Here is a 24977-nt window from a genome sequence, read left to right as displayed (position 1 = left end):
CGGAACCGGTCCACCCCCACATCGGGCCTGTTCCCAACCCCCCACAGGAGGCAGTGAGTTGAAGCACCGACGCATACCCAAGCGGCGCGTAGCCGTGGCCGGAGCGGGCATCGCCGCCCTGGCCGCCGCGGGCATCACCTTCCAGACTGCGAACGCGAGCACCGAAACGCCGAACATGGCGCCCCGGACGCTCTCCGTCGCGAAGGCCGGAAATCTCGCCTCGACCCTGACGAAGGACCTCGGCGCGGACTCGGCGGGCAGCTACTACGACGCCAAGGCCAAGCACCTCGTCGTCAACGTGCTGAACCAGGACGCCGCGCAGGCCGTCCAAGCGGCCGGCGCCCGGGCGAGAGTCGTGGAGAACTCCCTCTCCGCGCTCAAGAGCGCCCACGCGACCCTCAAGAGCGACGCCACCATCCCGGGCACCTCCTGGGCCACCGACCCCGCCACCAACAAGGTCGTCGTCACCGCCGACCGCACGGTCAAGGGCGCGGCCCTCGACAAGCTGAGCAAGGTCGTCGACGACCTCGGCGGCAAGGCCGAACTCCAGCGCACCCAGGGCGAGTTCAAGCCCTTCGTGTCGGGTGGCGACGCCATCAGCGGTGGGGGCGGTCGCTGCTCCCTCGGCTTCAACGTGGTCAAGGGCGGCCAGCCGTACTTCATCACGGCGGGCCACTGCACCGAGGCCATCTCCACCTGGTCCGACTCCAGCGGCCAGGAGATCGGCACGAACGAGCAGTCCAGCTTCCCGGACAACGACTTCGGCCTCGTGAAGTACACGGCCGACGTTCCGCACCCCAGCGAGGTGAACCTCTACAACGGCTCCGCGCAGCAGATCACCAAGGCCGGTGACGCGACCGTCGGTCAGAAGGTGACCCGCTCCGGGTCCACCACCCAGGTCCACGACGGCACGGTGACCGGCCTGGACGCCACCGTGAACTACGGCAACGGCGACATCGTCAACGGCCTCATCCAGACCGACGTCTGCGCCGAACCCGGTGACAGCGGCGGTTCCCTCTTCGCCGGCGACACGGCGCTCGGTCTCACCTCGGGCGGCAGCGGCGACTGCACGTCGGGCGGTGAGACGTTCTTCCAGCCGGTACCGGAGGCGCTCTCCACGTTCGGTGCGGAAATCGGCTGATCCCCGGCTGAGCTTCGGCTTCGGCTGAACCGCGTCAAAGGGCACCCCGTATGCACGGGGTGCCCTTTGTTCACGAGGCGACGCCGACGTGCGTCGACCCGCCCTCCGCCCTTCCGCTGCGCCCGGCGCCGCTCCGCCGCTTCTCGCGCAGGCCCGGCAGCAGCAGCGTCACCACGACGCCGACCACCGCCCACGCCGAGAGGACCAGCAGGGACTTCGTGACGGCATTGCCGTCGAAGTACGCGATCGAACGCGCCGCCCAGGTGCCCGCGCCCGGCGGCAGCCAGGGACCGATCGCCTGCCAGAACGGCGGCAGCATCGGCAGCGGGAACGCGCCGCCCGCGCTCGGGTTGCCCGCGACGACGATCAGCAGCACGGCCAGGCCGATGCCGACGATGCCGGTCAGCTCCTCAAGGGCGAGCGTGATCGCGCCGACCGCGAAGGTGACGAGTGCGCCGAGCCCGGCCAGCGCCCAGAAGGAGCCGGGCAGCGCGCCGAGGATCGAGTCGCCGATGATGAGCGAGCCGCCGATGCCGCCGACGATCGAGACGAGCGCCATGGTGCCGAGCCGGATCGCCGCGCGCTGCGGGTTCGCGGCCTTCGATCCGGCGCTGATCGACATGATCGAGGCGCACAGATAGCCGCCGACGCACCAGCCGACGACGAGATAGAAGGACGAGAGTCCGTCGAAGTCCTGGGTGGAGGCCGGTGCCACGTCGACCGTGCGCACGGTCCGCCGCTCCGCGCCGTCGACCTTGGTGGCGAGCGTCTCCAGGGCGTTCGCCAGGACGGTGCCGCCGCCGGACGCGACGAGCAGGGTGTCCTTGCTGCCCCGCGGGTCGAGGACCAGGGCGCCGTCGATCTTCCTGTCCATGATCTGCTGCCGCGCCGTCTTCTCGTCGGCGACCACCCGCGGGTCCAGCGGGGAGCCCGGCAGTTTCGCCAGCCGCTGCTCGGTCTGTTGCGCGGCCGCCTTCGCCGGAGCGGCGACGCCGAACGGCACGTCCTTCGGCTTCGGATTGTGCAGCGCCCCCACGTACGAGGCGATGAACAGCAGCTGCAGGGCGAGTACGCCGATGACGAGCAGCGCGGCGCGGGGAGTGACGGCGTTCCTGAACTCATCGGCGAACTTCATGCCCCCACGCTCCGGTGGGGGGCCGCGTCGTGCAGGCGGGGTGGGCCGAACGGGTGCCGCCCGCCCGCTGTCGTACAAACGTTCGATAGTTGGTCTATGGTGGAGGTGGGGAAGGTGAGATCCGATCGGCTCGAGGTGTGCTGGAGGTGCGTGTGCCGGGCTTCACGCATCTGCACACCGTGTCCGGGTTCTCCGTGCGCTACGGCGCCACGCACCCGGAGCGGTTGGCCGAGCGCGCCGCCGAGCGGGGCATGGACGCCGTCGCCCTCACCGACCGAGACACTGTCGCAGGCGCCGTCCGGTTCGCCAAGGCGTGCGCGCGGCACGGGGTGCGGCCGCTGTTCGGTACGGAACTCGCGGTGGGAGCCCCTGAGCGCGGCGACCGGCGCAGGCCGCCCGTGCGCGGCGGCGCCTTCATCGACGAGTCGACACCCCGGGTCACCTTTCTCGCCCGGGACGGGGCGCACGGCTGGGCAGGGCTCTGCCGCCTGATCACCGCCGCGCACGCCGGGGGCGCTCGGGACGCCCGGCTGCCGTGGGAGGAGAACCACGGGACGGGCCTCACCGTGCTGCTCGGGCCCGACTCCGACGTGGGCCGCGCGCTCGCCGCGGGCCGCCCCGACAAGGCGGCCGGGCTGCTCGCCGCCTGGCGCGACATCTACGGCGACGACCTGCGCCTCGAAGCCGTCCACCACGGGCGGCAGGGGACAGGACCCGGCTCGCTGCGCCTCGCCGCCCGCACCGTCGGTTTCGCCGCCGAGCAGGGGGTGCGCCCCGTCCTCAGCAACGACGTCCGCTACGCCGACCCGGGCGCGGGACCCGTCGCCGACGTGCTGGACGCCGCGCGCCGCCTCGTCCCCGTCGACCCGACCAAGGAACTCGACAGTGGCGAACGGTGGCTGAAAGGTGCCGACGCCATGCTGCGTGAGGCCGAGCGGGTCGTGGAAGCGGCCGGCTTCCGTCGCGACACCGCGCACCGGCTGCTCGAACAGACCCAGGACACGGCCGCCGCCTGCCTCGTCGACCCCGAGGGCGACCTCGGTATCGGCTCCGTGCGCTTCCCCGAACCGCACCTCGTGGGCGCCGGACGGCGCACCGCGCACCGCGTCCTCACCTCGCGCGCCACCGCCGGCCTGGTCCGCCTCGGCCACGCGGAGAGCCGCGCCTACTGGGAACGGCTCCACCGCGAGCTGGACATCATCGCGCACCACGACTTCGCCACCTACTTCCTGACGGTCGCTCAAGTCGTGGACGACGTACGGGACATGGGGATCCGGGTCGCGGCGCGCGGGTCGGGCGCCGGGTCGCTGGTCACCTACTCGCTCGGCATCGCGAACGCCGACCCCGTCGAGCACGGGCTGCTGATGGAGCGCTTCCTGTCCGAGCGGCGCTACGTGCTGCCCGACATCGACATCGACGTCGAGTCCGCGCGCCGCCTGGAGGTCTACCGCGCGATCCTCGACCGGTTCGGCGCCGAGCGCGTCGCCACCGTCGCGATGCCGGAGACCTACCGGGTGCGGCATGCGATACGCGATGTCGGCGCGGCCCTGTCCATGGACCCCGCCGACATCGACCGCATCGCCAAGGCGTTCCCGCACGTCCGGGCGCGCGATGCCCGCTCGGCGATGGCGGAACTGCCCGAACTCAAGGAAATCGCCGGGGAGTTCGGGGGCAGGGCCCGGCTGTGGGAGCTGGTCGAGGCGCTCGACGCGCTGCCCCGCGGGGTCGCCATGCATCCGTGCGGGGTGCTGCTCTCCGACGCCTCCCTGCTCGCCCGCACGCCCGTTGTACCGACCAGCGGCGAGGGCCTGCCCATGGCGCAGTTCGACAAGGAGGACGTGGAGGACCTGGGGCTGCTCAAGCTGGATGTGCTCGGGGTGCGGATGCAGTCGGCGCTCGCGCATGCCACGGGGGAGATCGAGCGGGCGACCGGCGCCCCCGTGGACATCGACTCGATACCGCAGGGGGACCCTGCGACGTATCGACTCATCAAGTCCACCGAGACGTTGGGCTGCTTCCAGATCGAGTCGCCGGGGCAGCGGGATCTGGTGGGGCGGTTGCAGCCCGCCACCTTCCACGACCTGGTCGTGGACATCTCCCTGTTCCGCCCCGGGCCCGTCGCCGCCGACATGGTGCGGCCGTTCATCGAGGCGCGACACGGTCGGGCGCCGGTCCGCTACCCGCACCCGGACCTGGCGGAGGCGCTGGAGGAGACGTACGGCGTCGTCGTCTTCCACGAGCAGATCATCAAAATCGTCGACATCATGACGGGGTGCGGGCGCGGCGAGGCCGACCGGGTGCGACGCGGTCTGTCCGACCCCGCGTCGCAGGAGCGGATCCGGTGGTGGTTCGCGCAGCACGCGGCGGTGCGCGGCTATGACGCCGAGACCATCGCGCGGACCTGGGAGATCGTGGAGGCGTTCGGTTCGTACGGGTTCTGCAAGGCGCACGCCGTGGCCTTCGCCGTCCCCACGTATCAGTCGGCGTGGCTGAAAACCCACCACCCGGCCGCGTTCTACGCGGGGCTGCTCACGCACGACCCGGGGATGTACCCGAAGCGCCTGCTGCTCGCCGACGCGCGACGGCGGGGAGTCCCGGTGCTCCCGCTGGACGTGAACCGGTCCGCGGTCGCTCACCGTATCGAACTGGTGTCCGGTTCCCAGGGTGATCCCGGCAGCGTGTGGGGCGTGCGACTCGCGCTGTCCGACGTGTACGGGATCAGCGCCGCGGAGGCCGCCCGGATCGAGGAGGGGCAGCCGTACGCCTCGCTGCTCGACTTCTGGGAGCGGGCCCGCCCGAGCCGCCCGCTCGCCACCCGGCTCGCCCAGGTCGGTGCGCTCGACGCGTTCGGCGCCAACCGCCGTGATCTGCAACTGCATCTGACGGAGCTTCAGCGATCGGGGCAGGGTGCGCGCGGCGAACAGCTGCCCCTGACCGGCGGCCGCCGCACCGCATCGGCCGGGCTGCCCGACCTCGGCGACACGGAACGGATCAGCGCCGAGCTCGGCGTGCTCGGCATGGACGCGTCGCGGCACCTCATGGGCGACTACGAGCAGTTCCTGCGGGAGCTGGGTGTCGTGTCGGCACGGCGGCTGCGGGAGGCCGAGCACGGCCGGACCGTGCTCGTGGCCGGTGCCAAGGCGGCCACCCAGACCCCGCCGATCCGCTCCGGGAAGCGAGTCGTCTTCACGACCCTCGACGACGGCACGGGCCTGGTCGACCTCGCGTTCTTCGACGACGCGCACGCCGCGTGCGCGCATACCGTCTTCCATTCCTGGCTGCTGCTGGTGCGCGGCACGGTGCAGCGGCGCGGGCCGCGCAGTCTCAGCGTCGTGGGCGAAGCGGCATGGAATCTCGCGGAGTTGACAGAGGTGTACCGGGAGAGGGGGCTCGACGAGGTGGCGCGGTGGATGGCCGCGCCGGGTCCCGAGGAGGAGGCGGCCGCCCCGGACGGGTCCGGGCGCCGGATCCGGCTGTCCAACGGGTACGAGATGCATCCGTGGGCCGACCTCAAGCCGGCCGGTGACGGAGTACAGGGAAGCCGGCGCAAGTTGTGGCACCAGAGCTCAGGAAGCGCGGGGTGAGTGCGGTGGAAGGTGAACGCGAAGGGCTGGGCGGCGAGTTGAGGGGTGAGCGGGGCGGTGTGCTGTGCGTGCGGTTCCTGCTGCCGCCCGCGGACGAGGCGACCCTGCCCCGACTCCTCGCGCTGCTTGCCGAGTTCAGCCCGGCCGTCGAGGCGCTGCCGCCCGACTCGGCCCTGGTCGACCTGCGCGGCGCCGTACGGTACTTCGGGCGGGACGCGCGGCAGATCGCGTCCGTGATCCGGGTGCGGGCCGTCGCCCTGCACGGCGTGGAGTGCGTGATCGGGGCCGGGCCCGGGCCGATGCTCGCGCGGATGGCCGCGCGCGGGGCCGCGACCGGGGTGACCGAAGTGGTGGGGGACGTGCGGGAGTTCCTCTCGGGGCGGCCCGTCGGCGCACTGCCCGGGGTCGGCTCCGCCACCGCGCGGACGCTCTGCGAATACGGGCTCGACACGGTCGGCCGGCTCGCCGCCGCACCGCTGTCCACCCTGCAGCGCCTCACCACGGCACGCGCCGGACGCGAGCTGTACGACAAGGCGCGCGGCATCGACCGCACCCGGGTCGTCCCGAACGCCACCGCACGCTCGATCGCCGCCGAACGCTCCTTTGCGCGCGACGAGTTGGACCCCTACCGGCACCGGCGCGCCCTGCTGGCCGCCGCCGACGAGCTGGGCGCCCGGATGCGGGACGAGAAGCAGGTGTGCCGCTCGCTGACCCTGACGGTGCGCTACGCCGACCGGTCCTCGACCGTGCGCAGCAGGGTGCTCGCCGAGCCGACCGCCCACTCCGTCGCGCTGGCCGGGGCCGCGTACCGGATGTACGAGGCCCTGGGGCTGCAGCGGGCGCGGGTGCGCGGTGTCTCCTTGCGGGCGGAGGGGCTCGGGCCCGTCGAAGGGGCCTCGCGGCAGCTGACCTTCGATCCGGTGGACGAGCGGGCCCGGGTCCTGGAGGCGGTGGCCGACCGGGCCAGGGCGCGCTTCGGACCCGGCGCGATCGTCCCGGCCTCGCTGGCCGCGTGAGACTTCAGACGTTCGCCCAGGGCGGCGTGATGCGCGTACCGTCCGCCAGCTCAGCCGTGAGGCCCACCGACGTGGTCACCCACATGGTCGCCACGGTGTCCGTCGGGTTCTCGACTCCGAGAGTCGTACCCGCGTTCACGATCGCCGTGTCGCCCGGAACGAGGGTGTGGACGGCGCCGTCGAGCGTGAGGCGCAGGGAACCGGTCAGCAGGTGGAGGATCTCCTCGCGCGAGACCCCGTGCGCGGGCGCTTTCGTGCCCGCCGGGATCTCGGCCCGCCAGGCCGCCAGCTCCTCGCTGCCGGTGCCGGGGGTGGCGTACGAGACGAACCGGGCTCCGTGCAGTTCATGGACGACGGCCTCGGCGGCGCGGATCACGGGCATGGGTACTCCTCGAAAAGATCATGCGGATTATGGTCAACCAGCTTGACCATATAGTCAGGTGGCTTGACCATCTCGTCAAGGGTGTTTCAATGCATCCGTGCAGAACTCCGAAGCCATGGCCCTGTCCGCCGCGCTGCTCGCCGCGGCGGGCGAACTGACGCAACGCATCCATGAAGGCGTTCTGGCCAGGGGTTTCGAGGGGATTCGGCCCGCGCACGGCTTCGCGTTCGCGCGGCTGGCTGCCGGTGACGCCACCGCCACCGACCTCGCCGGGCATCTCGGCGTGACCAAGCAGGCCGCCAGCCAGCTCGTCGACGAGCTGGTGCGCAAGGGGTATGCCGAGCGGCGGCCGCACCCGGTGGACGCGCGGGCCCGGCTCGTCGTGCTGACCGAGCGCGGATGGGCCTGCACCCGGGCGGCGGAGGAGGCCGCGGCCGACGCGGTGCGGCCCTGGGTGGAGCACCTGGGAGAGGGTGAGGCCCGCGCACTGCGCGCGTGGCTGACGGCCATAGCGCCCAACGGGCCTATACGTCCGACCTGGTGACACCCCGTCAGGCCGTGTGTCCGCAACCGTGTCGAGAATGTTTTACCGACGCGTAACTTCACGCCTCTACTACTCGCGCGTAACTTGACGTGAGCACGGCATGCGTTCGCAACTCCTCTGAGCCGCAAGGAGATTCACGATGCTGCCCACATACCTGCTGCCCAAGAACAGATGGAGGCGGGCGCTGCGCGCCGTGACCGTCGCCGCCGCACTGTTCGCCGCCACCGCCACGCCCCTCACCGCCGCGCACGCGGCCGCCGCGCCCAGCAGCGGCTGGAACAACTACTCCTGCAAGCCGTCGGCCGCACATCCGCGGCCCGTCGTCCTCGTCCACGGCACGTTCGGCAACTCCGTCGACAACTGGCTCGTCCTCGCGCCCTACCTGGTCAAGCGCGGCTACTGCGTCTTCTCGCTCGACTACGGGCAACTGCCCGGGGTGCCCCTCTTCAACGGGCTCGGGCCGATCGCGAAATCCGCCGAGCAGCTGAACACCTTCGTCGACAAGGTGCGCGGGGCCACCGGCGTCGCCAAGGTCGACCTCGTCGGGCACTCGCAGGGCGGCATGATGCCGCGGTACTACCTGAAATTCCTGGGTGGCGCCGCCGAGGTGAACGCGCTCGTCGGGATCGCGCCCGACAACCACGGCACCACCCTGAGCGGCCTGACCAAGCTGCTCCCCTACTTCCCGGGCGTGGAGCCGCTGTTGACCCTCGCCACGCCCGGCCTCGCCGACCAGATCGCCGGATCGGACTTCATCAAGAAGCTCAACGCGGGCGGCGACACCGTGCCCGGAGTCCGCTACACCGTCATCGCCACCAAGTACGACGAGGTTGTCACCCCCTACCGGACCCAGTTCCTCGACGGGCCCGACGTGCGCAACGTCGTGGTCCAGGACCTCTGTGCCGTCGACCTCTCCGAGCACGTGACGATCGGCACCGTCGACCTCGTCGCCTACCACGAGGTCGCGAACGCCCTCGACCCCGCGCACGCCACCAGGACCGACTGCATCAACTGACTTTTTCGCAGCCACAGTTGAGGGCCGCCGCCTCCCGCAGGTCAGGGAGACGGCGGCCCCGTATTGGAGGGCGGGTCAGCGGGTGTGCCGGCCGCCCGTCACCGCGCGGCGGCGCACCGAGGCGAACAGGCCCGCGGCGCCGACCGCAAGGGCCGCCGCGCCGCCCATCGCGATGTACGGAGTGGTGGAGTCGCCGCCGGTCTCGGCGAGGTTCTCCGTGGTGCCCTGCGCGGCGAGCTGCTCGCCCGAACCGCCGCCCGTACCGGCGTCGTCACCGGCCGCGGCACCCGCCGCCGGGGACGCCGAGTCGTGGGCCTCGTGCGTCGCGGTGTCGTCGCCGCTCATGTCCATGCCGCTGTGGTCGACCGTCGACTTGTCGGCGTCCTGCGCGATCTGGTCGTCGGACGGCGCGGACGCCGCCGGAGCCGAGCCCGAGGTGGTCGAGCCACTGCCGTCGTACGCCACGTCCGAGCAGGAGTAGAACGCCTCCGGGCTGTCCGACCGCTGCCAGATGCCGTAGATCAGCTGGCGGCCCGTGCGCTCGGGCAGCTTGCCGGAGAACGTGTAGAAGCCGCCGTCGGCCGTCGGGTCCGTGCTCGTCGCGACCGGGTTCTGCAGATCCAGGTCGGACCAGGCCAGCGGCTTGGAGGCGTCGTAGCTCTGCTTCGTCATGTAGAGGTTGAAGGTGCCCTTGTGCTGGGCGGTCACCTTGTACTTGAAGGTGTACGAACCCGCCGAGACCTTCGTCGCGGGCCAGTCGGCGCGGGCCAGGTCCAGGCCCTTGAACTCGTCGGAGTTCGCCGAGCACAGCTTGCCGTCCGGGATGCGCTCCTGGGACTTGCCGCCGGCCTCGCCGTCCCGGATGCCGTTCCAGTCGTACAGGGCCTGCGAACCGCCCGCGGCGACCGCCGCCTTGCACGCCGCCGACGTGGGGTTCTCGGCCCCCTCGGCGTAGCAGGCCGCGACCCGGCTGGCCGGGTCGCCGAGCGTGCCGTGCGCGGCCGCCGGCGTGGCGGACAGGGCGGTCAGAGCGAGCGGGACGACGCCGGTGGCGGCGAGGGCGGCGACCTTGCGGCGGCGTGCGGACATGGGGGAACTCCTTGATCGGCGGCACAGGGGTGGGGGGAGGCGCCGTTCGCTGCTGCGCCGAACGGACCCCGCTGACAACGAAGTTAGCCCCGGAAATCGCGCGGATCAGCCCTTCAGGCGCCCCTGAGTGGATCTTTATGGCGCACTTAAGGCCGGGCTCAGACAGGGCTCAGACTGGGCCAGGTCCGGGCCCGGACCGGCTCAGGCAGTCCACCGGTACCGGCGCTCGGGCCGCCCCGTGCCCCCGTAGCGCAGCGACACCCGCGCCCGGCCCGTGACGGCGAAGAACTCCAGATACCGGCGGGCGCTCACCCGGGACAAGGAGCCCGCCTCCACAGCGCATTCCGTGGCCGACAAGCCCTCCGGGTGGGCGCGCAGGGTGCGCTCCACCAGGTCCGCGGTGTGCGCGGCAAGCCCCTTCGGGAGCTCCCGTGAGCCCGGCGGACGCGTCCCGAAGATCTGGTCGACATCCTCCTGACGCGCCTCGTCGAGGCCGTCGAGCCGCGCCCGCACCGCCGCCACGTGCCGCAACTGCTCCTGCAGAGCGGCCCGGTCGAACGGCTTGATGAGGTAATGCAGCGCCCCGGCGCGCAACGCCGCCCGCACGATCCGCGCGTCCCGCGCCGCCGTGATGAAGAGCGCGTCCACCGGCGCACGCGAAGGGTCCCGCTCCTCCGCCGCCCGCAGCTCCCGCAGCACGTCGATGCCGTCCATGTCCGGCAGATACACGTCGAGGAGCACCAGATCGGGACGTACCGCCTCGGCGGCGCGCAACGCCTCCGCGCCGCTGTGCGCCACCCCGGCCACCACGAATCCGTCCAGCGCGGACACGTACCGGCTGTGCAGCTTGGCGACCATGAAGTCGTCGTCCACGACCAGCACCTTTGTCACTGGCGCAGGGTAGGTGCGCGACCACAAGGACCACAACGTTCCTTAGCTGCGGAAGGCAGACAGCCCGGCAGCGCATGGGCAACATGTGGGCCACCTCACAACGTCCCGTCCCGCGCAACTCGTCTCTCGACAGGTGGTGGCACCCGTGCGCCTGCGCACACCCCTCGCCCTGCTCGGGGCCGCGGTCCTCGTCCTGGTGGGGCCGCCGCTGCTCACCACGGGCAGCGGCGCCGACACCGGCACGCAGATCCCCGGCCTGCGCCTCATGGTCCCCAACACACCCGGCGGCGGCTACGACATCACCGCGCGCACCGCCGCCAAGAACGCCGAGGACGCCGGCCTCACCCACAACATCGAGGTGTTCAACCTGCCGGGCGCCGGCGGCACCGTCGGCCTGACCCGGCTCGTCGGCGAACACGGCAACGGCAAGCTCGCGATGTCCATGGGCCTCGGCGTCGTCGGCGCTGCCCGCTCCAACCACGCGCCGAAGACGCTCGCCGACACCACACCCATCGCCCGCCTCACCGAAGAGGCGGACGTCGTCGTGGTCGCCAAGAACTCCCCGTACAAGGACATCGGGCAACTCGTCGACGCCTGGAAGAAGGACCCGGGCAAACTGCCCGTCGGCGGCGGCTCGTCACCCGGCGGCCCCGACCACCTCGCCCCGATGCTGATGGCACGGGCCGCAGGCATCGCCCCCAAGAAGGTCAACTACATCCCCTTCGACGGCGGCGGCGAACTCCTCGCCTCCATCCTCGGCAACAAGGTCGCCTTCGGCGTCTCCGGCGTCGGCGAATACCTCGACCAGATCAAGAGCGGCGAACTGCGCCTCCTCGCCGTCACGGGACCCGAGCGCGTCCCCGGCCTCGACGGGCCCACGCTCAAGGAATCCGGCTACGACGTCGACTTCACCAACTGGCGCGGCATCGTCGCCCCGCCCGGCCTCTCCGACACCCAACGATCCAAACTCACGTCCCTGGTACGGAAGTTGCACGCGTCGCAGGAATGGAAGCAGTCCCTGAAGAAGAACGGCTGGGACGACGCGTTCCTCGTCGGCGACGACTTCGGGACCTTCCTCGCCGCCCAGGACAAGAACGTGGTGTCCGTACTGAAGGAGCTGGGGCTGTGACCCTCACCGAACCCCGCGAGACGCGCGGGTCACGGCGCGCCTGGCTGCGCGACCACTCCGAACTCGGCGTCTGCGTCCTCCTGTCGGCGCTCGGCGCGCTCGTCCTCACCGACGCGCTCACCATGGACGCCGACCTCACCCAGCGCGGACCCGTCGGCCCCAGGACGGTGCCGGTCGTCGTCGGCATCGGCCTGCTCGTCGTCGCCGTCCTGCTCGCCGTCGACGTACTGCGCGGCGGCCGCGGCGAGGCCGAGGGCGGCGAGGACATCGACCTGTCCGAACCCGCCGACTGGCGCACGGTCCTGCTCCTCGCCGGGGTCTTCCTCGCCACCGCCGTGCTCATCGAGCCGCTGGGCTTCCCGATCGCGGGCGCGCTGCTCTTCTGGGGCGCCGCGTACGCACTCGGCAGCCGGCACCTCCAGCGCGACCCGCTGATCGCCGCCGGTCTCTCCCTGCTCACCTACGCCGTCTTCAACAACCTGCTCGGCGTCCCCCTGCCGGGCGGCCCCCTGATGGGAGCGCTGTGACGCGATGAACGCCCTCAACTCCCTCATGGACGGCTTCGGTACCGCCCTCACCCCCATCAACCTCCTCTGGGCCGCGATCGGCGTCCTGCTCGGCACGGCCATCGGCGTGCTGCCCGGCATCGGCCCCGCCATGGCGGTCGCGCTGCTGCTCCCGGTGACGTACGGACTCGAACCCACCGGCGCGTTCATCATGTTCGCCGGCATCTACTACGGCGCCATGTTCGGCGGCTCGACGACCTCCATCCTGCTCAACACCCCGGGGGAGAGCGCCGCCGTCGTCGCCGCCATGGAGGGCAACCCCATGGCGAAGGCCGGACGCGGGGCACAAGCCCTCGCGGCCGCCGCCATCGGGCACTTCGCCGGCGGCATGATCGGCACCATCCTGCTCGTCGCGCTCGCGCCCAAGGTCGCCGCGCTCGCCGTCGACATCGGCGCACCCGACTACTTCGCCATCATGGTCCTCGCGTTCATCGCCGTGACGTCCGTGCTCGGCTCCTCGCGCGTACGCGGCCTCGCCTCGCTGCTCATCGGGCTCACCATCGGCCTGGTCGGCCTTGACCAGATGACCGGCCAACAGCGGCTCACCTTCGGCTCGTTGCAGCTCGCCGACGGCGTCGACGTCGTCATCGTCGCGGTCGGTCTCTTCGCCATCGGCGAAGCCCTGTGGGTCGCCGCGCACCTGCGCCGCACGAGCAATGAGAGGGGCGGCGCGAAGCGCCTCGTTGCAGGGGCGGCGGCGGGAGACGGGCGGGTCATCCCCGTCGGCCGCCCCTGGCTCGGCAAGGCGGATCTGCGGCGCACCTGGAAGTCCTGGCTGCGCGGCCCGCTCATCGGCTTCCCGTTCGGCGCGATCCCCGCGGGCGGCGCCGAAATCCCCACGTTCCTCTCCTACGTCACCGAAAAGCGCCTCTCCAAGCACAAGGACGAATGGGGCAAGGGCGCCATCGAAGGCGTCGCGGGCCCCGAGTCCGCGTCCTCGGCGTCGGCGGCCGGCACCCTGGTCTCCATGCTCACGCTCGGCCTGCCGACGACAGCCGTCGCCGCCGTCATGCTGGCCGCGTTCCAGCAGTACGGCATCCAGCCGGGACCGCTCCTCTTCGAACGCGAACCGGACCTGGTCTGGGGCCTGATCGCATCCCTCTTCGTGGGAATGGTGCTGCTCCTGGCCCTCAACCTGCCCCTCGCCCCCGTCTGGGCGAAGCTGCTGCGCATCCCGCGCCCCTACCTCTACGCCGGGATCCTCTTCTTCGCGGCGGTCGGCGCGTACGCGGTCGGCGGCGAGTCCCTCGACCTCGTCATCCTCCTCGTCATCGGTCTCATCGGCTTCGGCATGCGCCGCTACGGACTGCCCGTCCTGCCCGCCGTCATCGGCGTCATCCTCGGCCCGAACGCGGAACAACAACTGCGCCGCGCCCTGCAGATCAGCGACGGGAGCGTCAGCGGCCTCGTGGACACGCCGTTCTCCGTGACGGTGTACGCGCTCGTCCTGCTCATCGTGGCCTGGCCACTGGCGAAGACGCTGGTGAAGAAGCTGGTGGTGCGGGGGAGGGGAAGTGACGTAGACAAGGCGGCATGAGCAGCGAACCCCATGCGATCCGCCGCGCCACCGCCGCCGACGTGCCGGCCGTCAAAGCCGTCACCGACGCGGCGTACCACCCCTACATCGCCCGCATCGGCGTCGTCCCCCAGCCCATGGAGGCCGACCACGCGGCGAACGTGGCCGCCGGCCTGGTGCACGTCACAGGGAACCCGCAGGTGATCGGCCTGGTCGTCGTCGAGGCGCGCAGGGACCACCTCTTCCTCGACAGCATCGCGGTCCACCCCGACGCCCACGGGCAGGGGGTGGGCCGCGTCCTGCTCACCTTCGTCGACGAGCACGCACGCGCCCTCGGGCTGCCCGAAGTGCGGCTCTACACCAACGCGTTGATGGTGGAGAACCAGAAGCTCTATCCGCGGTACGGATACGACGTCGTGGAGCGCCGGGCCGACGGCCCCTACGACCGCATCCACTACCGCAAACGTCTAGCTCGCATGTGACCGTCCCGCCTACTCGTCGGGCCACCACGTCTTGCGTACATCCTTACGGACCTCCGGGCGCTCGCGCGCCGTTTCGGTCGCCTCTTCCCGCAGCCGGCGCGTGATGGTGCTCGCTCCGGTGGGCTTGTGCATGGTCACTCGGCGCATGGTGCCTCCTGTACCTACACGCGTTCCAACGTGCTGCCGTTGTAGACCTGTTCCCGGCCCGTTGCTCATCGAAGCGCAATTGTCAGTGGCGGTTGTCACGATGTGGGGATGACGCACTCACCGAGAAGCACCGAATGGGACGCGGCGGCGGCCGATTTCGACGAGGAACCCGACCACGGCATGCGGGACCCCGAGGTCCGCGCCGCCTGGGCGGAGCGCTGCGCGGACTGGCTTCCCGAGATCCCCGGCGACGTGCTGGACCTCGGCTGCGGCACGGGTTCCGTGTCGCTCCTCGCGGCCGAGCGGGGACACCGTGTGACCGGTGTGGACTTCGCGCCGAACATGGTGGAGCGGGCCCGCCGGAAGCTGGCCGGTCATGACGCGGAGTTCCTGGTAGGGGACGCGGCGTCGCCACCGGTACCCGCAGCCTCGTACGACGTGGTTCTCGTCCGGCATGTGCTGTGGGCACTGCCCGCCCCGGCGGCCGCCCTGCGGCACTGGGTGACGCTGCTGCGGCCCGGTGGGCGGCTCGTGCTGATCGAGGGGGTGTGGGGAGAGGTGAGTCCCGCCGGCATACCGGCGACCCGGCTGATCGGCCTGCTGCGGGAGCTCGCCGACGACGTGCGGCACGAGGAACTGTCGGCCGACTCACGCCTGTGGGGCAAGGAGGTGCGCGACGAGCGGTACGCGGTGATCGCGACGGGACGCTGACCGGCGGGCGGCAGCTCAGCGCAGCAGCGCGGTGAACTTCCCGCTACGGGCGAGGAGTTCGAGCTCGTCCAGGGCCCGTGTCGCCGCCTCGGCGGCGGCCGGGTCCTGCCCGGCCAGGCCGCTCTGCGCGAACTCGTCCTCGTCCAGGCGGATCACCTGTGTGCCGTCGGCGGACACCCACAGGTCGAGGTCCAGGTCCACGGAGACGATATCGCCGCCGACGTCGCGGACCGCGGGGCGTGTGATGTCGCAGTACCACCCCTTGAGCGTGCCGTCGCCCGACCTGACCTCCTTGATCGCGTACCAGCGGTCGCGCCAGTAGTGCTCCGTGAACACGTCGCCGGGCTCGAAGCGCACGAAGCCGAAGTCGCGCACGCCCTCGCCCGCCCAGTCGGCGCGCACGGTGACGTGCGTGCCGTCGTCGGAGAGCAACCGTGCCGGGTAACCGATCTTCGTGCGGCCCGCCTTGACGAGCCGTACCTGCACCAGCTCGGTCGTGGGTGCGGACATGGTGGGCCTGGTCATGAGCCGTACGCTACGTGCCGCCCACGGCTGGGCGCCTCTCCTTTACCGGTGCCGAGAGCCGACCGGCGCTGCGGAACAAAGGGTGCTGCGGGACAATCGGGCGCGTGACCCTGAAGATCCGCATTGACGACAGCGCCGCCCCCTACGAGCAGGTGCGGGCCCAGATCTCCGAGCAGGCCAGGGCCGGGGCGCTGCCCGTCGGCTACCGGCTCCCGACCGTGCGCGGCCTCGCCGAGGAGCTCGGGCTCGCCGCGAACACCGTGGCCAAGGCGTACCGGGCCCTGGAGGCGGACGGGGTGATCGAGACGCGCGGGCGCAACGGCACGCTGATCGCCGCCGCCGGGGACGCCGCGGACCGGGAGGCGTCCCTCGCGGCGCAGGCCTTCGCCGAGCGGGTCCGGCGGCTCGGGCTCTCCGAGGAGGCGGCGCTGGCCGCGGCGCGGGATGCCGTGCGCGCCGCGTACTCATAGCACCCGCTACAGATACATCCCCGCGTCGGTGCCGCCCCGCTGGTCCGGCACCGAGGTCGGGGAGATGCCCCGGCGCAGCGCGTACAGCTCGGCCAGCGTCGCGCCCTCGCGGCCGATGCCCTCTTCCGTGCCGAGCCACTCCGTCGCCTCGCGGCGGGTCAGCGGGCCCACCTCGATCCTGGCCATGCAGCGGCCGGGGCGGACCACGGCGGGGTGCAGGCGCTCCAGGTCCTCGTTGGTGGTCACCCCCACCAGGACGTTGCGGCCCTGGCCGAGCAGGCCGTCCGTCAGGTTCAGCAGACGGGAGAGCGCCTGGCCCGCCGTGTGCTTGGCCTCGCCGCGGATCAGCTCGTCGCAGTCCTCCAGGAGCAGCAGCCGCCAGCGACCGTTGGCCGTCCCGTCGTCCTCGCCGATCGCGATGTCCATCAGGTAGCCGACGTCGGAGAAGAGCCGCTCGGGGTCGAGCACACAGTCGACCTGGCACCAGTCCCGCCAGGAGCGGGCCAGCGTGCGCAGCGCCGATGTCTTGCCGGTGCCCGGCGGGCCGTGCAGCAACAGCAGCCGGCCCGCGATGTCCTCGGGCCGCGTCTTCATCAGCTGGTCCATCGCCTCGGCGACGGGCTCCGTGTAGTTGGCCCTGACCTCGCCCCAGGTGCCGGCCGAGATCTGTCGCGTCGTACGGTGCGGGCCGCGCCGCGGCGACACGTACCAGAACCCCATCGTCACGTTCTCCGGCTGTGGTTCCGGCTCATCGGCCGCGCCGTCCGTCGCCTGACCGAGCACCTTCTCCGCGAGCTCGGGCGTCGTCGCCGTCACCGTGACGTCCGCACCCCGGTTCCACCGGGAGACGAGCAGCGTCCACCCCTCGCCGTCGGCGAGCGTCGCGCTGCGGTCGTCGTCCTGTGCGGAGCGCAGCACGCGGGCGTCCGGCGGCAGCAGCGTGGCACCGGAGCGGACCCGGTCGATGTTCACCGCCCGTGAGTGCGGCTGCTCGCCCGTGGCGAAGCGGCCCAGGAACAACGCGTCGACGACATCGGCGGGCGAGTCGCTGTCGTCGACGCCCAGGCGGACCGGAAGTGCGTCGAACGGGTTCGCAGACATGCCGCCATGATCCGGCACGAACGTGTCGCCCGCACGGGATTTCCGCAGTACGCCTCATGCGTCCCGTGGGGAACCCTGTGACGATCCTGTGGCAACGGAAGCCGTGCCACGGTCAACGGGGCTCGATAAACTTGCCCTTGATGGGATGTCATGGGTGGAATTCGGGGGCACGGCGGTGGCGGATCACCGCTCTGTTCGGCGTGGGAGTGGCCACTTTGGCTCTGGTGCTGACGGTGATCGGCACCCTTCATGACAACAAGGTCGACATTGCGGGGACTACGCCCGACGGCGACAAGGTGTACGGCACGCCGGTGATTCCGTCGAAGGCGCCGGGGCCGGAGGTCGGCTGGGGTTTCACGCACACCGAGCACTCCGCGGACGAGGGTTCCGACGTGGCGGCCGAGCGCGCCGAGAAGCTGCTCGGCGCGCGCCCGATGCCGCAGACCGAGGCGCTCATGGGCTGGGGGGCGGACAACCCCGAGCCGCTGAAGGGGCGTTACGCCTTCGCCGACATGGACCGCCGGATCGAGTTCATCCGTAAGTCGAGCGGCACTCCCGTGGTGACCTTGTGCTGTGCCCCCGACTGGATGAAGGGCGGCAAGGCAGGTGCCAAGAACACGAACTGGAGCCAGGCGAACCTGGAGAAGGCGCCCGACCCCGAGCATTACCAGGACTTCGCGAACCTCGCCGCCACGACCGCCAAGCGCTACCCCGACGTACGCCACTTCATCGTGTGGAACGAGCTGAAGGGCTTCTGGAACGACGGGCAGGCCCGCTGGGACTACGAGGGCTACACGAAGCTCTACAACCTCGTCTACAAGGCGCTGAAAAAGGTCGACAAGAACATCATGGTCGGCGGGCCCTACCTCGTCATGGACAGCCTCGACCCGAAGCAGACCGAGGGCACGTCCGATGCCGTCAAGGGTCCCTGGGGGCGCCTTGACCAGCGGATCGTCGACGCCTTCGACTACTGGAACAAGAACAAGGCGGGCGCCGACTTCGTCGTCGTCGACGGCTCCAGTTACACGAACGACGACGAGCTGCTGCCCGACGAGTTCACGGCCACCGACAAGTTCACCGACGTCAGCAGCTGGGTCGAGAAACAGACCGGGGACCTGCCCCTGTGGTGGGCCGAGTACTACGTGGAGCCCGCGGACCGCAACGACAACCGCAAGGGCTGGAGCGAACCGCACCGCGTCGCCGTCCAGGCGGCCGGCATGATGGCCATGGCGAAGGGTGGCACCACGTCCGGGTTCTACTGGAACCCCGAGACGCAGAAGGGCAGTTCGTGCGCCGGGTGCCTGTGGCGCCCCACGGACCGGGACTCCGGGGGCAGCGCGCTTCCGATGTACGGCCTGGTGGCCCGGTTCAACGAGGAGTTCGGCCCCGGGACGGCGTTCCGGCGCGTGGACATCGCCGCGGACGACAAGCCCAATGTGCGGGTCCTCGCCGACGACAAGACGGTCCTGGTGGTGAACACCCTGAACCGGGCCATCAGCGCCAAGATCGACGGCAAGCGGTTCCAGATGCAGGGGTACGAGGTGAAGTGGCTGCGGCGGTAGAGCGCCCCCGCCGCGCACGGACGGGACGCTCTCCACTCGGACTCGGACTCGGCCGTCGTCTCTGTCTCTAGTGCAGACCCATCGTGATGAACCGCTGGATCAGCGAGGCCACGACCACCGCGAGCAGGGGCAGCGAGAACCAGAACGTGGACTGCAGCCAGCGCAGCTGCCGCATGCTCGGACGCACCGCCACCCGCACCACTTCGCGCGTGGTCAGCAGCACGATCAGGGCGATCGCCGCGAGGGCGCCCACCACCGACCACGGCGTCCAGGTGATCTGCGGGCCGACCGGGCCCGGCGCCGCCTTCTCGACCGCACCGGCCGGCTCCTTGCGCAGCCGGTACATGGTCACGTCCTCGTTGACGTAGACCTTCTTCAACTCCTGCCGGTTGTCCAGATTCCGGACGAGCCGGGTCGGCCAGGTCTTCGCGTAGCCGACGTCCAGCTGGAGGTAGACGACCTGACTCTTGTTGATCATCAGATACGAGTTCGGTCCCGCGTCCTTGAGCGCCTTCACCAGGCCACCGACCAGGACCGGGTCGACGGGCGCGAGCGTCGGCACGTACTGGACCTTCTCCATGTCACGGGCGCCCCACGGCAGCGACGGTGTCACATTGTCGACGACGTCGTCGCTCATCCACAGCAGCCGGACCGTCGGATCGTCGTGCGCGTAGACGTAGTCCATTGCCGCGACCTCGCCGGGCAGGGTCCGCTCGAACGGTTCGTTACCCCAACGGGCCACCAGGAAGCCGCCCATGAGCAGCAGACCCGCGATCAGCGCGGCCAGCGGGGCGAGACTGACCCGGTCCCGGTCCCGCTCCTTCGTGGTCGCACCCGTGCGCGGGAACAGCGCGAGGCCGGCCAGGAGCGCGGCGCCCGGGAGGGCGAACATGAAGACCCGCAGCGCCATTTCACCCCCGTACGACTGCATGCCGAAGCCCAGGAACGGCACGAAGGTCAGCACGACGAGCGAGCGTTCGCGGTACTTCCACTCGCGCCGCCGCCACCAGCCGTAGCAGGCGAACGCCAGCACGCCGCCCGCGAGCAGCACCCGCGCGTACAGCACGAGCTTGTGGGTCGAACTGCCGCCCTGGATACGGCCGGAGACCGAGGAGGTGACGTTGCCGCCGACGCCGCCGACGCCGCCGAACAGTTCGTTGAAGTGCCCCGACCAGTACGGCTCCGCGAGGAAGCCGAGCCAGACGACGACGATGACGCCGAACAGCAGGGGCAGGCCGCGCAGTTCGGAGCGGCCCACCAGGACCAGCACCGCGAGGACGCCCAGCATCACGAACGGGGTGAGCTGGTGCGCCGGGACCGTCGCCGCGAACAGGGCGATGAGGACGCCGAGGAGCACCGCGCGCTGGCGGCGGTCCGTCGGCTCGACCTCCAGCTCGCCCGGCCGCCGCTTGGTCCACAGCGCGCGCGGCGCCCGGAACCAGACCAGCAGGATCGCCACGAACACCAGGTAGAGGAGGTACGTGAAGCCCTGCGGCGAGAAGTAGTCCTGGCCCACCCAGCCGCTCAGGACGAAGATCCACAGGCCGGTCCACTTGGCCCGCCAGCTCGCCCGCACCGAGCGCAGCAGCAGGAACATCGGGGCCAGATAGAGGAGTTGGATGGTCATCGGCCACCAGCGGATGACCTCGGTGAGATCGCTGACGCCGCAGGCCTTCGCCAGGAACGCGGCCGCCGCGAAGAAGCCCGGCCAGCTCCAGCGGGCGTCCAGATCGGGGACCGCGGAGCCCGTGCGGTCGATGTACTCCATGAAGCCCAGGTGCTGCCAGGCCGTCGCGAACCGCGGCTCCGTCTCGAGGACGGCGGGCAGCGCGTGCAGGGACACGACCGTGGCGAGCAGCGTGAGCAACAGGAGCCACTTGTTGGGGCGTTCGAGCCAGAGCAGGGACGCGAAGACGCCGACGAGCAACGCGGCGCCGAGCAGCGTCACGGGGGGCAGGACCGAGATCAGGCCGAGCCCGCCCATCCCGTCCAGGTCCGCGTCGCTCATGCCGAGGACCGGGCCCCAGTACAGGCCGAGCGCCGCGACGAGCAGCAGCGTCAGGACGACGACGGCCGGGGTCAGCCGGCCGGCGCGCCGGCCCGGCCCGGCCGGGCCGGAGGGTACCGAGGGTGCGGATGACTCGACTGGTCGGGCCGGCTCAGCGGGGAGGCCGGGCGCGGGCGCCGTCGGTTCCTCCGTCGTGACGGGCCCGTCGACGCCACCGTCCGCGGTCTCGTTTCCGGTCTCGTTCAAGCTCTCGTTCGCACCGAGGCCCCGGGTGCTCCGCCCCCTCGGCAGATCGACCGTCTCGCGGGCGCCGGGCGCTCCGGAACCGCTCTCCGTGTGCCCGCCGCTCGATGCCTGCGAGGCCGAGGGTGTTTCCCTTACCGGCTCTACGGGATCTACGGGCTCTACGCGCTCTGCGGGCTCCGCGTCTTCCGCGGGGGTCGAACGACGGCCTGCGCGCGGGGACTTGACCGCCCAAGTCGGCTCGTGGTGCGTGCCGCGCGTCGGGGTGACCGGGCCGGGCCTGACGTCCGGGCGCCACTCCTGATGGTCCAGATTGAGCTGCACCGCGAGATGCAGCGTGTCGGAGTCCATCGCGTCGCGCAGCGCCCACTTGGGGCCCTTCTCCTGCGCGGCCGCCGTCACCTTCGGCGTGCCCAGGTCGGCGAGGTCGCCGTCGGGCGCCGCGTCCTCGACGAACTCCGTCCGCTGGGCGACGCGCACGACGCGCCACAGCTTCGGCGCGGCGATCGACACGATCACGGTGAGCGCGGAGACCTCGGCGACGCCCGCCCCCGTCAGCCCCATCCGGGGCAGGAGCAGCAGCGTCAGACCGAGGACCAGGACGCAGAGCAGGCCCTGCAGCCAGGCGAGACCCGACGTGCGGCTCTGCGCCCGCAGCACCGCGAAGTACGTCTCCATGATCACGCGCAGGGCCGCGCCGACCGCGAACCAGCGCAGCAGCGGCGTGGCCGCGTCCGCGTAGTCCTGCCCGAACACGCGCAGCACGTACGGCGCGAGAAGGAAGAGCAGTCCGCAGACCGGGATCATGATGCGGGCCATCCGGCGCAGCGCGGCCCGGGTGTTCGCGGCGAGCTGCGAGGGATCGTGCGAGCTCTCCACGGTCAGGGAGGCGCCCATGTTGATGGCCAGCAGATTGACCGTGCCGCCGATCGTGGTGGTGATGTAGAAGTACGCGTTGTCGGCGGAGCTGACCTGCGAGGCGATGAGCACCGGCACGAGATAGACGACGGCGAGCGAGAACAGCGAACCCGTGTAGTCGCCCGCCAGGAAGCGGCCCATCTCGCGCATCGTCGGCGGGTTCGTCCTGTCGTCGGTGGCCGCGACGGCCCGTGGCACGAGCCGTCGGAAGACGAGCAGGCCGAGCGGCACCACGGAGAACGCGATCGCCGCGACCCACGACACGAAGACACCGGCCGTCGGTACGGCCGCGGCGAACGCGACGAGCAGCCCCAGCTTCACCGTGGAGAAGACGGTGTTGCCGACCGGCACCCACAGTGCGTTGCGCAACCCGGTGAGCACGCCGTCCTGGAGCGTGAGCAGCGACCAGGCGATGACGGCCAGGATGAAGCCGATTCCGGGCAGCGGTCCGTGCAGGAAGCGGTACGAGGGCCCCCACACGTCGAGCGTCAGCAGGAAGACGCCCGCCGCCAGCGCGACGGCGACCGAACTTCCCGCGTACGTACGGAAGATGAAGCGCCCGGTGGCGCGCCCCGCGATCGGGATGTATCGGGCCAGGGCGCCGGTCAGCGTCACCGCGGTGATGCCCGCGAGGAACTTCATCGCCGCGATGGCCGCGGAGCCCTGGCCGACCGAGTCCGCCGAGTAGTAATGCGCGGCGGCCAGCCAGTAGCCGACACCCAGGACGCCGGAGATGCCCGTGTTCAGCATCAGCGCATAGGCGTTGCGGAAGAGCTGGTTGTCACCGCCCGACCCCATGCCGTCCTCGCTGCCCTTCTTGGCGCGGCCCATGCCGGGCAGCCTCAGTCTGCGGCCGGGCGGCGCCTGCGGCTCGGTCGCCTGCGTAGGTGGTGCGGCCTGGGCCGCCGTCGTCGTGTCAGACACGGGTACGGATCGCCTTCCGGCGGGCCTGTCGGGCTCTGCGCACCAGGGCGTACCCCTTGGTGAGGGCGCGGTCCCCGGCGAAATTGCGGCCGATCGCGCGGCCCTCGATCAGCTGCTCGAACTCGGCGGTTCCTGTGGACCGGCGCACGGTGACGCGCCGCAGGGCGTAGGGGCCCTGGCCGCGTCGTGCGAGACCGTTCCCGACGGCGAGCGCCTGGGCGAAACCGGCCGCGCGCACCGCCTGCCGCACCCTGCGGTCGGAGTGACCGTAGGGGTAGGCGAAGGAGACGGGCGTCGCACCCAGCTCCCCGTCGACGATCTCCTTGCAGTGCCGCAGCTCGAACTCCAGGTACTCATCGGCCAGTTGGTCGAGCTGCGGATGCGTATGACTGTGTCCGCCGATCTCCACGCCCTGTGCGGCCAGCGCCCGCACCTGCTCCCAGTCGAGCATCGTGTCGAGGCCGCCCCCGGTGTCGTACGCGCCCCGCAGCCACCCCGTCGAGACGAACAGGGTCGAGGCGAAGCCGTACTTGGCGAGGACGGGCAGGGCGTGCCGGTGCACGCCCTCGTACCCGTCGTCGAAGGTGATCAGGACGGGCCGGTCGGGGAGTGCCCGGCCGCCGCCCCGCCAGATCGCGGCGAGTCCCGCGGTGGTCAGCGGGGTGCACCGGTGATCGGCGAGGAGCTCCATCTGCTCCGCGAACTGGCCGGGCGATACGGACAGTCCGCGGGTGGCGAGGTTCGGCTCGTGGGCGACGGCGTGGTACATGAGGATCGGGACGGCCGCGCCGTCCGGCATCCGCGCCTGCACACTCATGCCGCCGCCTCCGCTTCCGTCGTCCCCGTTTCCGTGGGCCCCGCAGCCCCCGCAGCCCCCGCAGCCCCCGCCGTCCCCGCCGCCCCCTCTGGGTCCGGGCCGATCGGCACCACGGAGAACGTCGCACCTGCCCTGCGGGCCCGGAGACTTCCGAGGACGTACCCACCGGCCGCCGTGGCCACTCCGGCCACGATGGCCCCGGCCCGGCCCGCGCCGCCCGGCCGGGCGAGCGCGAAGTCCCGGACCCCGCGCGCCACCCCGGCCGGCAGCACCCGGGTGGTGTACGCGCGCTCGGACTCCAGCCCCTTGCCCGCACCGACACTGCGGGCCACCAGAGCCTTCGACAGGCCTTCCGCATAGGTGCGCGTGCGGAAATAGGCGAACCGCTCCCGGCCGGCCGGGACCCGGTGATGGATCACGGCCCGGTCGTCGATCAGCAACACCGCGTCCGGTCTTGCGCGACCGAGGCGGATGCACAGCTCCGTCTCCTCGCAGCCCAGCGGGCGCTTGTCGCCGTCCCGTCCGATGCCCGTGGCGAAGCCGCCCGCCGCGTCGAAGGCGGTACGCCGGAACGAGGCGTTGCCGCCCAGCACGTTGCGCACCCGGACCTTGCCGGCCGGCAGCCCCTTGTAGGTGCAGCCCACGACCCAGTCGAACTCCGCGGGGAACCAGACGGGCCGGCGCCCCGACGCCCAGATCGGCTCGGTGCGCCCGCCGACCGCCATCACCCGCGGGTCGGTGTACCCGTCGGCGAAGTGCCGCAGCCAGTCCCGCTCCGCGACCGCGTCGTCGTCGAGGAACGCGATGATCTCGCCGGCCGAGGCGGCGATGCCCGTGTTGCGTCCGGCGGACAGGCCGCGCGGCCCCGCGTTCGCCAGCACCCGGACACCGGCCGTCTCCTTGTACTCCTTGCCGAGACGGTCGAGCAGCGCGGCGTTGTGGTCGACGACGAGCAGCGTCTCCAGGGCCGGGTACGACTGCGCCCGTACCGAGTCGACGGCGGCGATGATGTCGGCCCAGCGGTCCTCGGTGTACGCACAGATGACGACCGAGGCCGTCAT

At 71.4% G+C, this 24977-nt stretch carries 22 protein-coding genes; 12 read left to right on the top strand and 10 right to left on the bottom strand.

What is annotated here, in order from left to right; all coding sequences use genetic code 11:
• The first annotated feature begins 58 nt into the window (after positions 1 to 58).
• Complete coding sequence (locus ACIREE_RS10675; protein WP_404149216.1) at positions 59 to 1141, top strand: S1 family peptidase; 1083 nt, start codon at positions 59 to 61, stop codon at positions 1139 to 1141.
• Between the two features lie 70 nt (positions 1142 to 1211).
• Here the strand turns inward: ACIREE_RS10675 and ACIREE_RS10670 are convergent, their stop codons facing one another.
• Entirely contained in the window at positions 1212 to 2276 is a 1065-nt protein-coding gene (locus ACIREE_RS10670; protein WP_404149213.1) for a DUF3533 domain-containing protein, read from the bottom strand.
• 152 nt (positions 2277 to 2428) lie between these two features.
• Here ACIREE_RS10670 and ACIREE_RS10665 point away from each other — a divergent pair, with 152 nt between their 5' ends.
• Together ACIREE_RS10665 and ACIREE_RS10660 are read left to right on the top strand one after the other, a co-directional pair.
• On the top strand, positions 2429 to 5860 hold the full coding sequence (locus ACIREE_RS10665; RefSeq protein WP_404149421.1) for a DNA polymerase III subunit alpha: 3432 nt from the start codon (positions 2429 to 2431) through the stop codon (positions 5858 to 5860).
• Between the two features lie 59 nt (positions 5861 to 5919).
• Positions 5920 to 6876: a DNA polymerase thumb domain-containing protein gene (locus tag ACIREE_RS10660; protein WP_404149419.1), complete on the top strand. Its 957-nt coding sequence runs from the start codon at positions 5920 to 5922 to the stop codon at positions 6874 to 6876.
• Between the two features lie 4 nt (positions 6877 to 6880).
• On the opposite strand, the gene ACIREE_RS10655 is transcribed toward ACIREE_RS10660, so the two are convergent.
• On the bottom strand, positions 6881 to 7258 hold the full coding sequence (locus tag ACIREE_RS10655) for a cupin domain-containing protein (RefSeq protein ID WP_404149211.1): 378 nt from the start codon (positions 7256 to 7258) through the stop codon (positions 6881 to 6883).
• 97 nt (positions 7259 to 7355) lie between these two features.
• On the opposite strand from ACIREE_RS10655, the gene ACIREE_RS10650 reads away from it, so the two are divergent.
• Positions 7356 to 7802 (top strand): MarR family winged helix-turn-helix transcriptional regulator, encoded by a 447-nt coding sequence (locus tag ACIREE_RS10650; RefSeq protein ID WP_404149209.1) that lies wholly within the window; start codon positions 7356 to 7358, stop codon positions 7800 to 7802.
• A gap of 139 nt (positions 7803 to 7941) precedes the next feature.
• Complete coding sequence (locus tag ACIREE_RS10645; protein WP_404149207.1) at positions 7942 to 8817, top strand: esterase/lipase family protein; 876 nt, start codon at positions 7942 to 7944, stop codon at positions 8815 to 8817.
• Between the two features lie 75 nt (positions 8818 to 8892).
• Here ACIREE_RS10645 and ACIREE_RS10640 read toward each other — a convergent pair whose 3' ends face one another.
• Both ACIREE_RS10640 and ACIREE_RS10635 read right to left on the bottom strand, forming a co-directional pair.
• The gene (locus ACIREE_RS10640; protein ID WP_404149204.1) at positions 8893 to 9906 is read right to left on the bottom strand and encodes a lytic polysaccharide monooxygenase; all 1014 of its coding nucleotides are present in this window, start codon (positions 9904 to 9906) and stop codon (positions 8893 to 8895) included.
• Positions 9907 to 10107: 201 nt separating this feature from the next.
• The gene (locus tag ACIREE_RS10635; protein WP_404149201.1) at positions 10108 to 10797 is read right to left on the bottom strand and encodes a response regulator; all 690 of its coding nucleotides are present in this window, start codon (positions 10795 to 10797) and stop codon (positions 10108 to 10110) included.
• Between the two features lie 145 nt (positions 10798 to 10942).
• On the opposite strand from ACIREE_RS10635, the gene ACIREE_RS10630 reads away from it, so the two are divergent.
• The 4 genes from ACIREE_RS10630 to ACIREE_RS10615 are packed head-to-tail and all read left to right on the top strand — an operon-like array spanning position 10943 to position 14490.
• Positions 10943 to 11926: a Bug family tripartite tricarboxylate transporter substrate binding protein gene (locus ACIREE_RS10630; protein ID WP_404149199.1), complete on the top strand. Its 984-nt coding sequence runs from the start codon at positions 10943 to 10945 to the stop codon at positions 11924 to 11926.
• Positions 11923 to 12453 carry a tripartite tricarboxylate transporter TctB family protein gene (locus ACIREE_RS10625; protein ID WP_404149197.1) on the top strand — a complete coding sequence of 177 codons (531 nt, stop codon included), beginning with the start codon at positions 11923 to 11925 and terminating at the stop codon, positions 12451 to 12453. Before ACIREE_RS10630 ends, ACIREE_RS10625 begins: the two co-directional genes overlap by 4 nt.
• A 4-nt stretch (positions 12454 to 12457) precedes the next feature.
• The gene (locus ACIREE_RS10620) at positions 12458 to 14029 is read left to right on the top strand and encodes a tripartite tricarboxylate transporter permease (protein ID WP_404149195.1); all 1572 of its coding nucleotides are present in this window, start codon (positions 12458 to 12460) and stop codon (positions 14027 to 14029) included.
• Positions 14026 to 14490: a GNAT family N-acetyltransferase gene (locus tag ACIREE_RS10615; RefSeq protein WP_404149192.1), complete on the top strand. Its 465-nt coding sequence runs from the start codon at positions 14026 to 14028 to the stop codon at positions 14488 to 14490. The genes ACIREE_RS10620 and ACIREE_RS10615 overlap by 4 nt, the downstream gene beginning before the upstream one ends.
• Before the next feature lie 9 nt (positions 14491 to 14499).
• On the opposite strand, the gene ACIREE_RS10610 is transcribed toward ACIREE_RS10615, so the two are convergent.
• On the bottom strand, positions 14500 to 14637 hold the full coding sequence (locus ACIREE_RS10610) for a hypothetical protein (RefSeq protein ID WP_404149189.1): 138 nt from the start codon (positions 14635 to 14637) through the stop codon (positions 14500 to 14502).
• A 108-nt stretch (positions 14638 to 14745) separates the two neighbouring features.
• On the opposite strand from ACIREE_RS10610, the gene ACIREE_RS10605 reads away from it, so the two are divergent.
• Positions 14746 to 15348, top strand: a complete 603-nt coding sequence (locus ACIREE_RS10605) for a class I SAM-dependent methyltransferase (protein WP_404149186.1) — start codon at positions 14746 to 14748, stop codon at positions 15346 to 15348.
• Between the two features lie 15 nt (positions 15349 to 15363).
• Here ACIREE_RS10605 and ACIREE_RS10600 read toward each other — a convergent pair whose 3' ends face one another.
• On the bottom strand, positions 15364 to 15873 hold the full coding sequence (locus tag ACIREE_RS10600; protein WP_404149184.1) for a DUF402 domain-containing protein: 510 nt from the start codon (positions 15871 to 15873) through the stop codon (positions 15364 to 15366).
• Between the two features lie 104 nt (positions 15874 to 15977).
• Between ACIREE_RS10600 and ACIREE_RS10595 the strand changes: the two genes are divergently transcribed.
• A complete protein-coding gene (locus ACIREE_RS10595; protein ID WP_324768525.1) occupies positions 15978 to 16343 on the top strand; it encodes a GntR family transcriptional regulator in 366 nt (121 codons plus the stop codon).
• A 6-nt stretch (positions 16344 to 16349) separates the two neighbouring features.
• Here the strand turns inward: ACIREE_RS10595 and ACIREE_RS10590 are convergent, their stop codons facing one another.
• Complete coding sequence (locus ACIREE_RS10590; RefSeq protein ID WP_404149181.1) at positions 16350 to 17444, bottom strand: DUF5925 domain-containing protein; 1095 nt, start codon at positions 17442 to 17444, stop codon at positions 16350 to 16352.
• A 140-nt stretch (positions 17445 to 17584) separates the two neighbouring features.
• Between ACIREE_RS10590 and ACIREE_RS10585 the strand changes: the two genes are divergently transcribed.
• A complete protein-coding gene (locus ACIREE_RS10585) occupies positions 17585 to 19006 on the top strand; it encodes a xylan 1,4-beta-xylosidase (RefSeq protein ID WP_404149179.1) in 1422 nt (473 codons plus the stop codon).
• Positions 19007 to 19073: 67 nt separating this feature from the next.
• Here the strand turns inward: ACIREE_RS10585 and ACIREE_RS10580 are convergent, their stop codons facing one another.
• The 3 genes from ACIREE_RS10580 to ACIREE_RS10570 are packed head-to-tail and all read right to left on the bottom strand — an operon-like array spanning position 19074 to position 24977.
• Positions 19074 to 23099 (bottom strand): lipopolysaccharide biosynthesis protein, encoded by a 4026-nt coding sequence (locus tag ACIREE_RS10580; RefSeq protein WP_404149176.1) that lies wholly within the window; start codon positions 23097 to 23099, stop codon positions 19074 to 19076.
• Positions 23092 to 23916 carry a polysaccharide deacetylase family protein gene (locus tag ACIREE_RS10575; RefSeq protein WP_404149174.1) on the bottom strand — a complete coding sequence of 275 codons (825 nt, stop codon included), beginning with the start codon at positions 23914 to 23916 and terminating at the stop codon, positions 23092 to 23094. Before ACIREE_RS10575 ends, ACIREE_RS10580 begins: the two co-directional genes overlap by 8 nt.
• The gene (locus ACIREE_RS10570) at positions 23913 to 24977 is read right to left on the bottom strand and encodes a glycosyltransferase (protein WP_404149416.1); all 1065 of its coding nucleotides are present in this window, start codon (positions 24975 to 24977) and stop codon (positions 23913 to 23915) included. The genes ACIREE_RS10575 and ACIREE_RS10570 overlap by 4 nt, the downstream gene beginning before the upstream one ends.

Source organism: Streptomyces sp. NPDC102467, assembly GCF_044765445.1.
GTDB lineage: Bacteria > Actinomycetota > Actinomycetes > Streptomycetales > Streptomycetaceae > Streptomyces.
Note: the sequence above shows the minus strand (reverse complement) of the source record. Positions and strands in the feature narration are given on the sequence as shown.

Excerpts from the sequence above, each read along its gene's own strand:
- ACIREE_RS10670 (WP_404149213.1), bottom strand. The coding sequence starts at position 2,276 with ATGAAGTTCGCCGATGAGTTCAGGAACGCCGTCACTCCCCGCGCCGCG.
- ACIREE_RS10655 (WP_404149211.1), bottom strand. The coding sequence starts at position 7,258 with ATGCCCGTGATCCGCGCCGCCGAGGCCGTCGTCCATGAACTGCACGGA.
- ACIREE_RS10645 (WP_404149207.1), top strand. The coding sequence starts at position 7,942 with ATGCTGCCCACATACCTGCTGCCCAAGAACAGATGGAGGCGGGCGCTG.
- ACIREE_RS10640 (WP_404149204.1), bottom strand. The coding sequence starts at position 9,906 with ATGTCCGCACGCCGCCGCAAGGTCGCCGCCCTCGCCGCCACCGGCGTC.
- ACIREE_RS10620 (WP_404149195.1), top strand. The coding sequence starts at position 12,458 with ATGAACGCCCTCAACTCCCTCATGGACGGCTTCGGTACCGCCCTCACC.
- ACIREE_RS10615 (WP_404149192.1), top strand. The coding sequence starts at position 14,026 with ATGAGCAGCGAACCCCATGCGATCCGCCGCGCCACCGCCGCCGACGTG.
- ACIREE_RS10610 (WP_404149189.1), bottom strand. The coding sequence starts at position 14,637 with ATGCGCCGAGTGACCATGCACAAGCCCACCGGAGCGAGCACCATCACG.
- ACIREE_RS10605 (WP_404149186.1), top strand. The coding sequence starts at position 14,746 with ATGACGCACTCACCGAGAAGCACCGAATGGGACGCGGCGGCGGCCGAT.
- ACIREE_RS10600 (WP_404149184.1), bottom strand. The coding sequence starts at position 15,873 with ATGACCAGGCCCACCATGTCCGCACCCACGACCGAGCTGGTGCAGGTA.
- ACIREE_RS10590 (WP_404149181.1), bottom strand. The coding sequence starts at position 17,444 with ATGTCTGCGAACCCGTTCGACGCACTTCCGGTCCGCCTGGGCGTCGAC.
- ACIREE_RS10585 (WP_404149179.1), top strand. The coding sequence starts at position 17,585 with ATGGGATGTCATGGGTGGAATTCGGGGGCACGGCGGTGGCGGATCACC.
- ACIREE_RS10575 (WP_404149174.1), bottom strand. The coding sequence starts at position 23,916 with ATGAGTGTGCAGGCGCGGATGCCGGACGGCGCGGCCGTCCCGATCCTC.
- ACIREE_RS10570 (WP_404149416.1), bottom strand. The coding sequence starts at position 24,977 with ATGACGGCCTCGGTCGTCATCTGTGCGTACACCGAGGACCGCTGGGCC.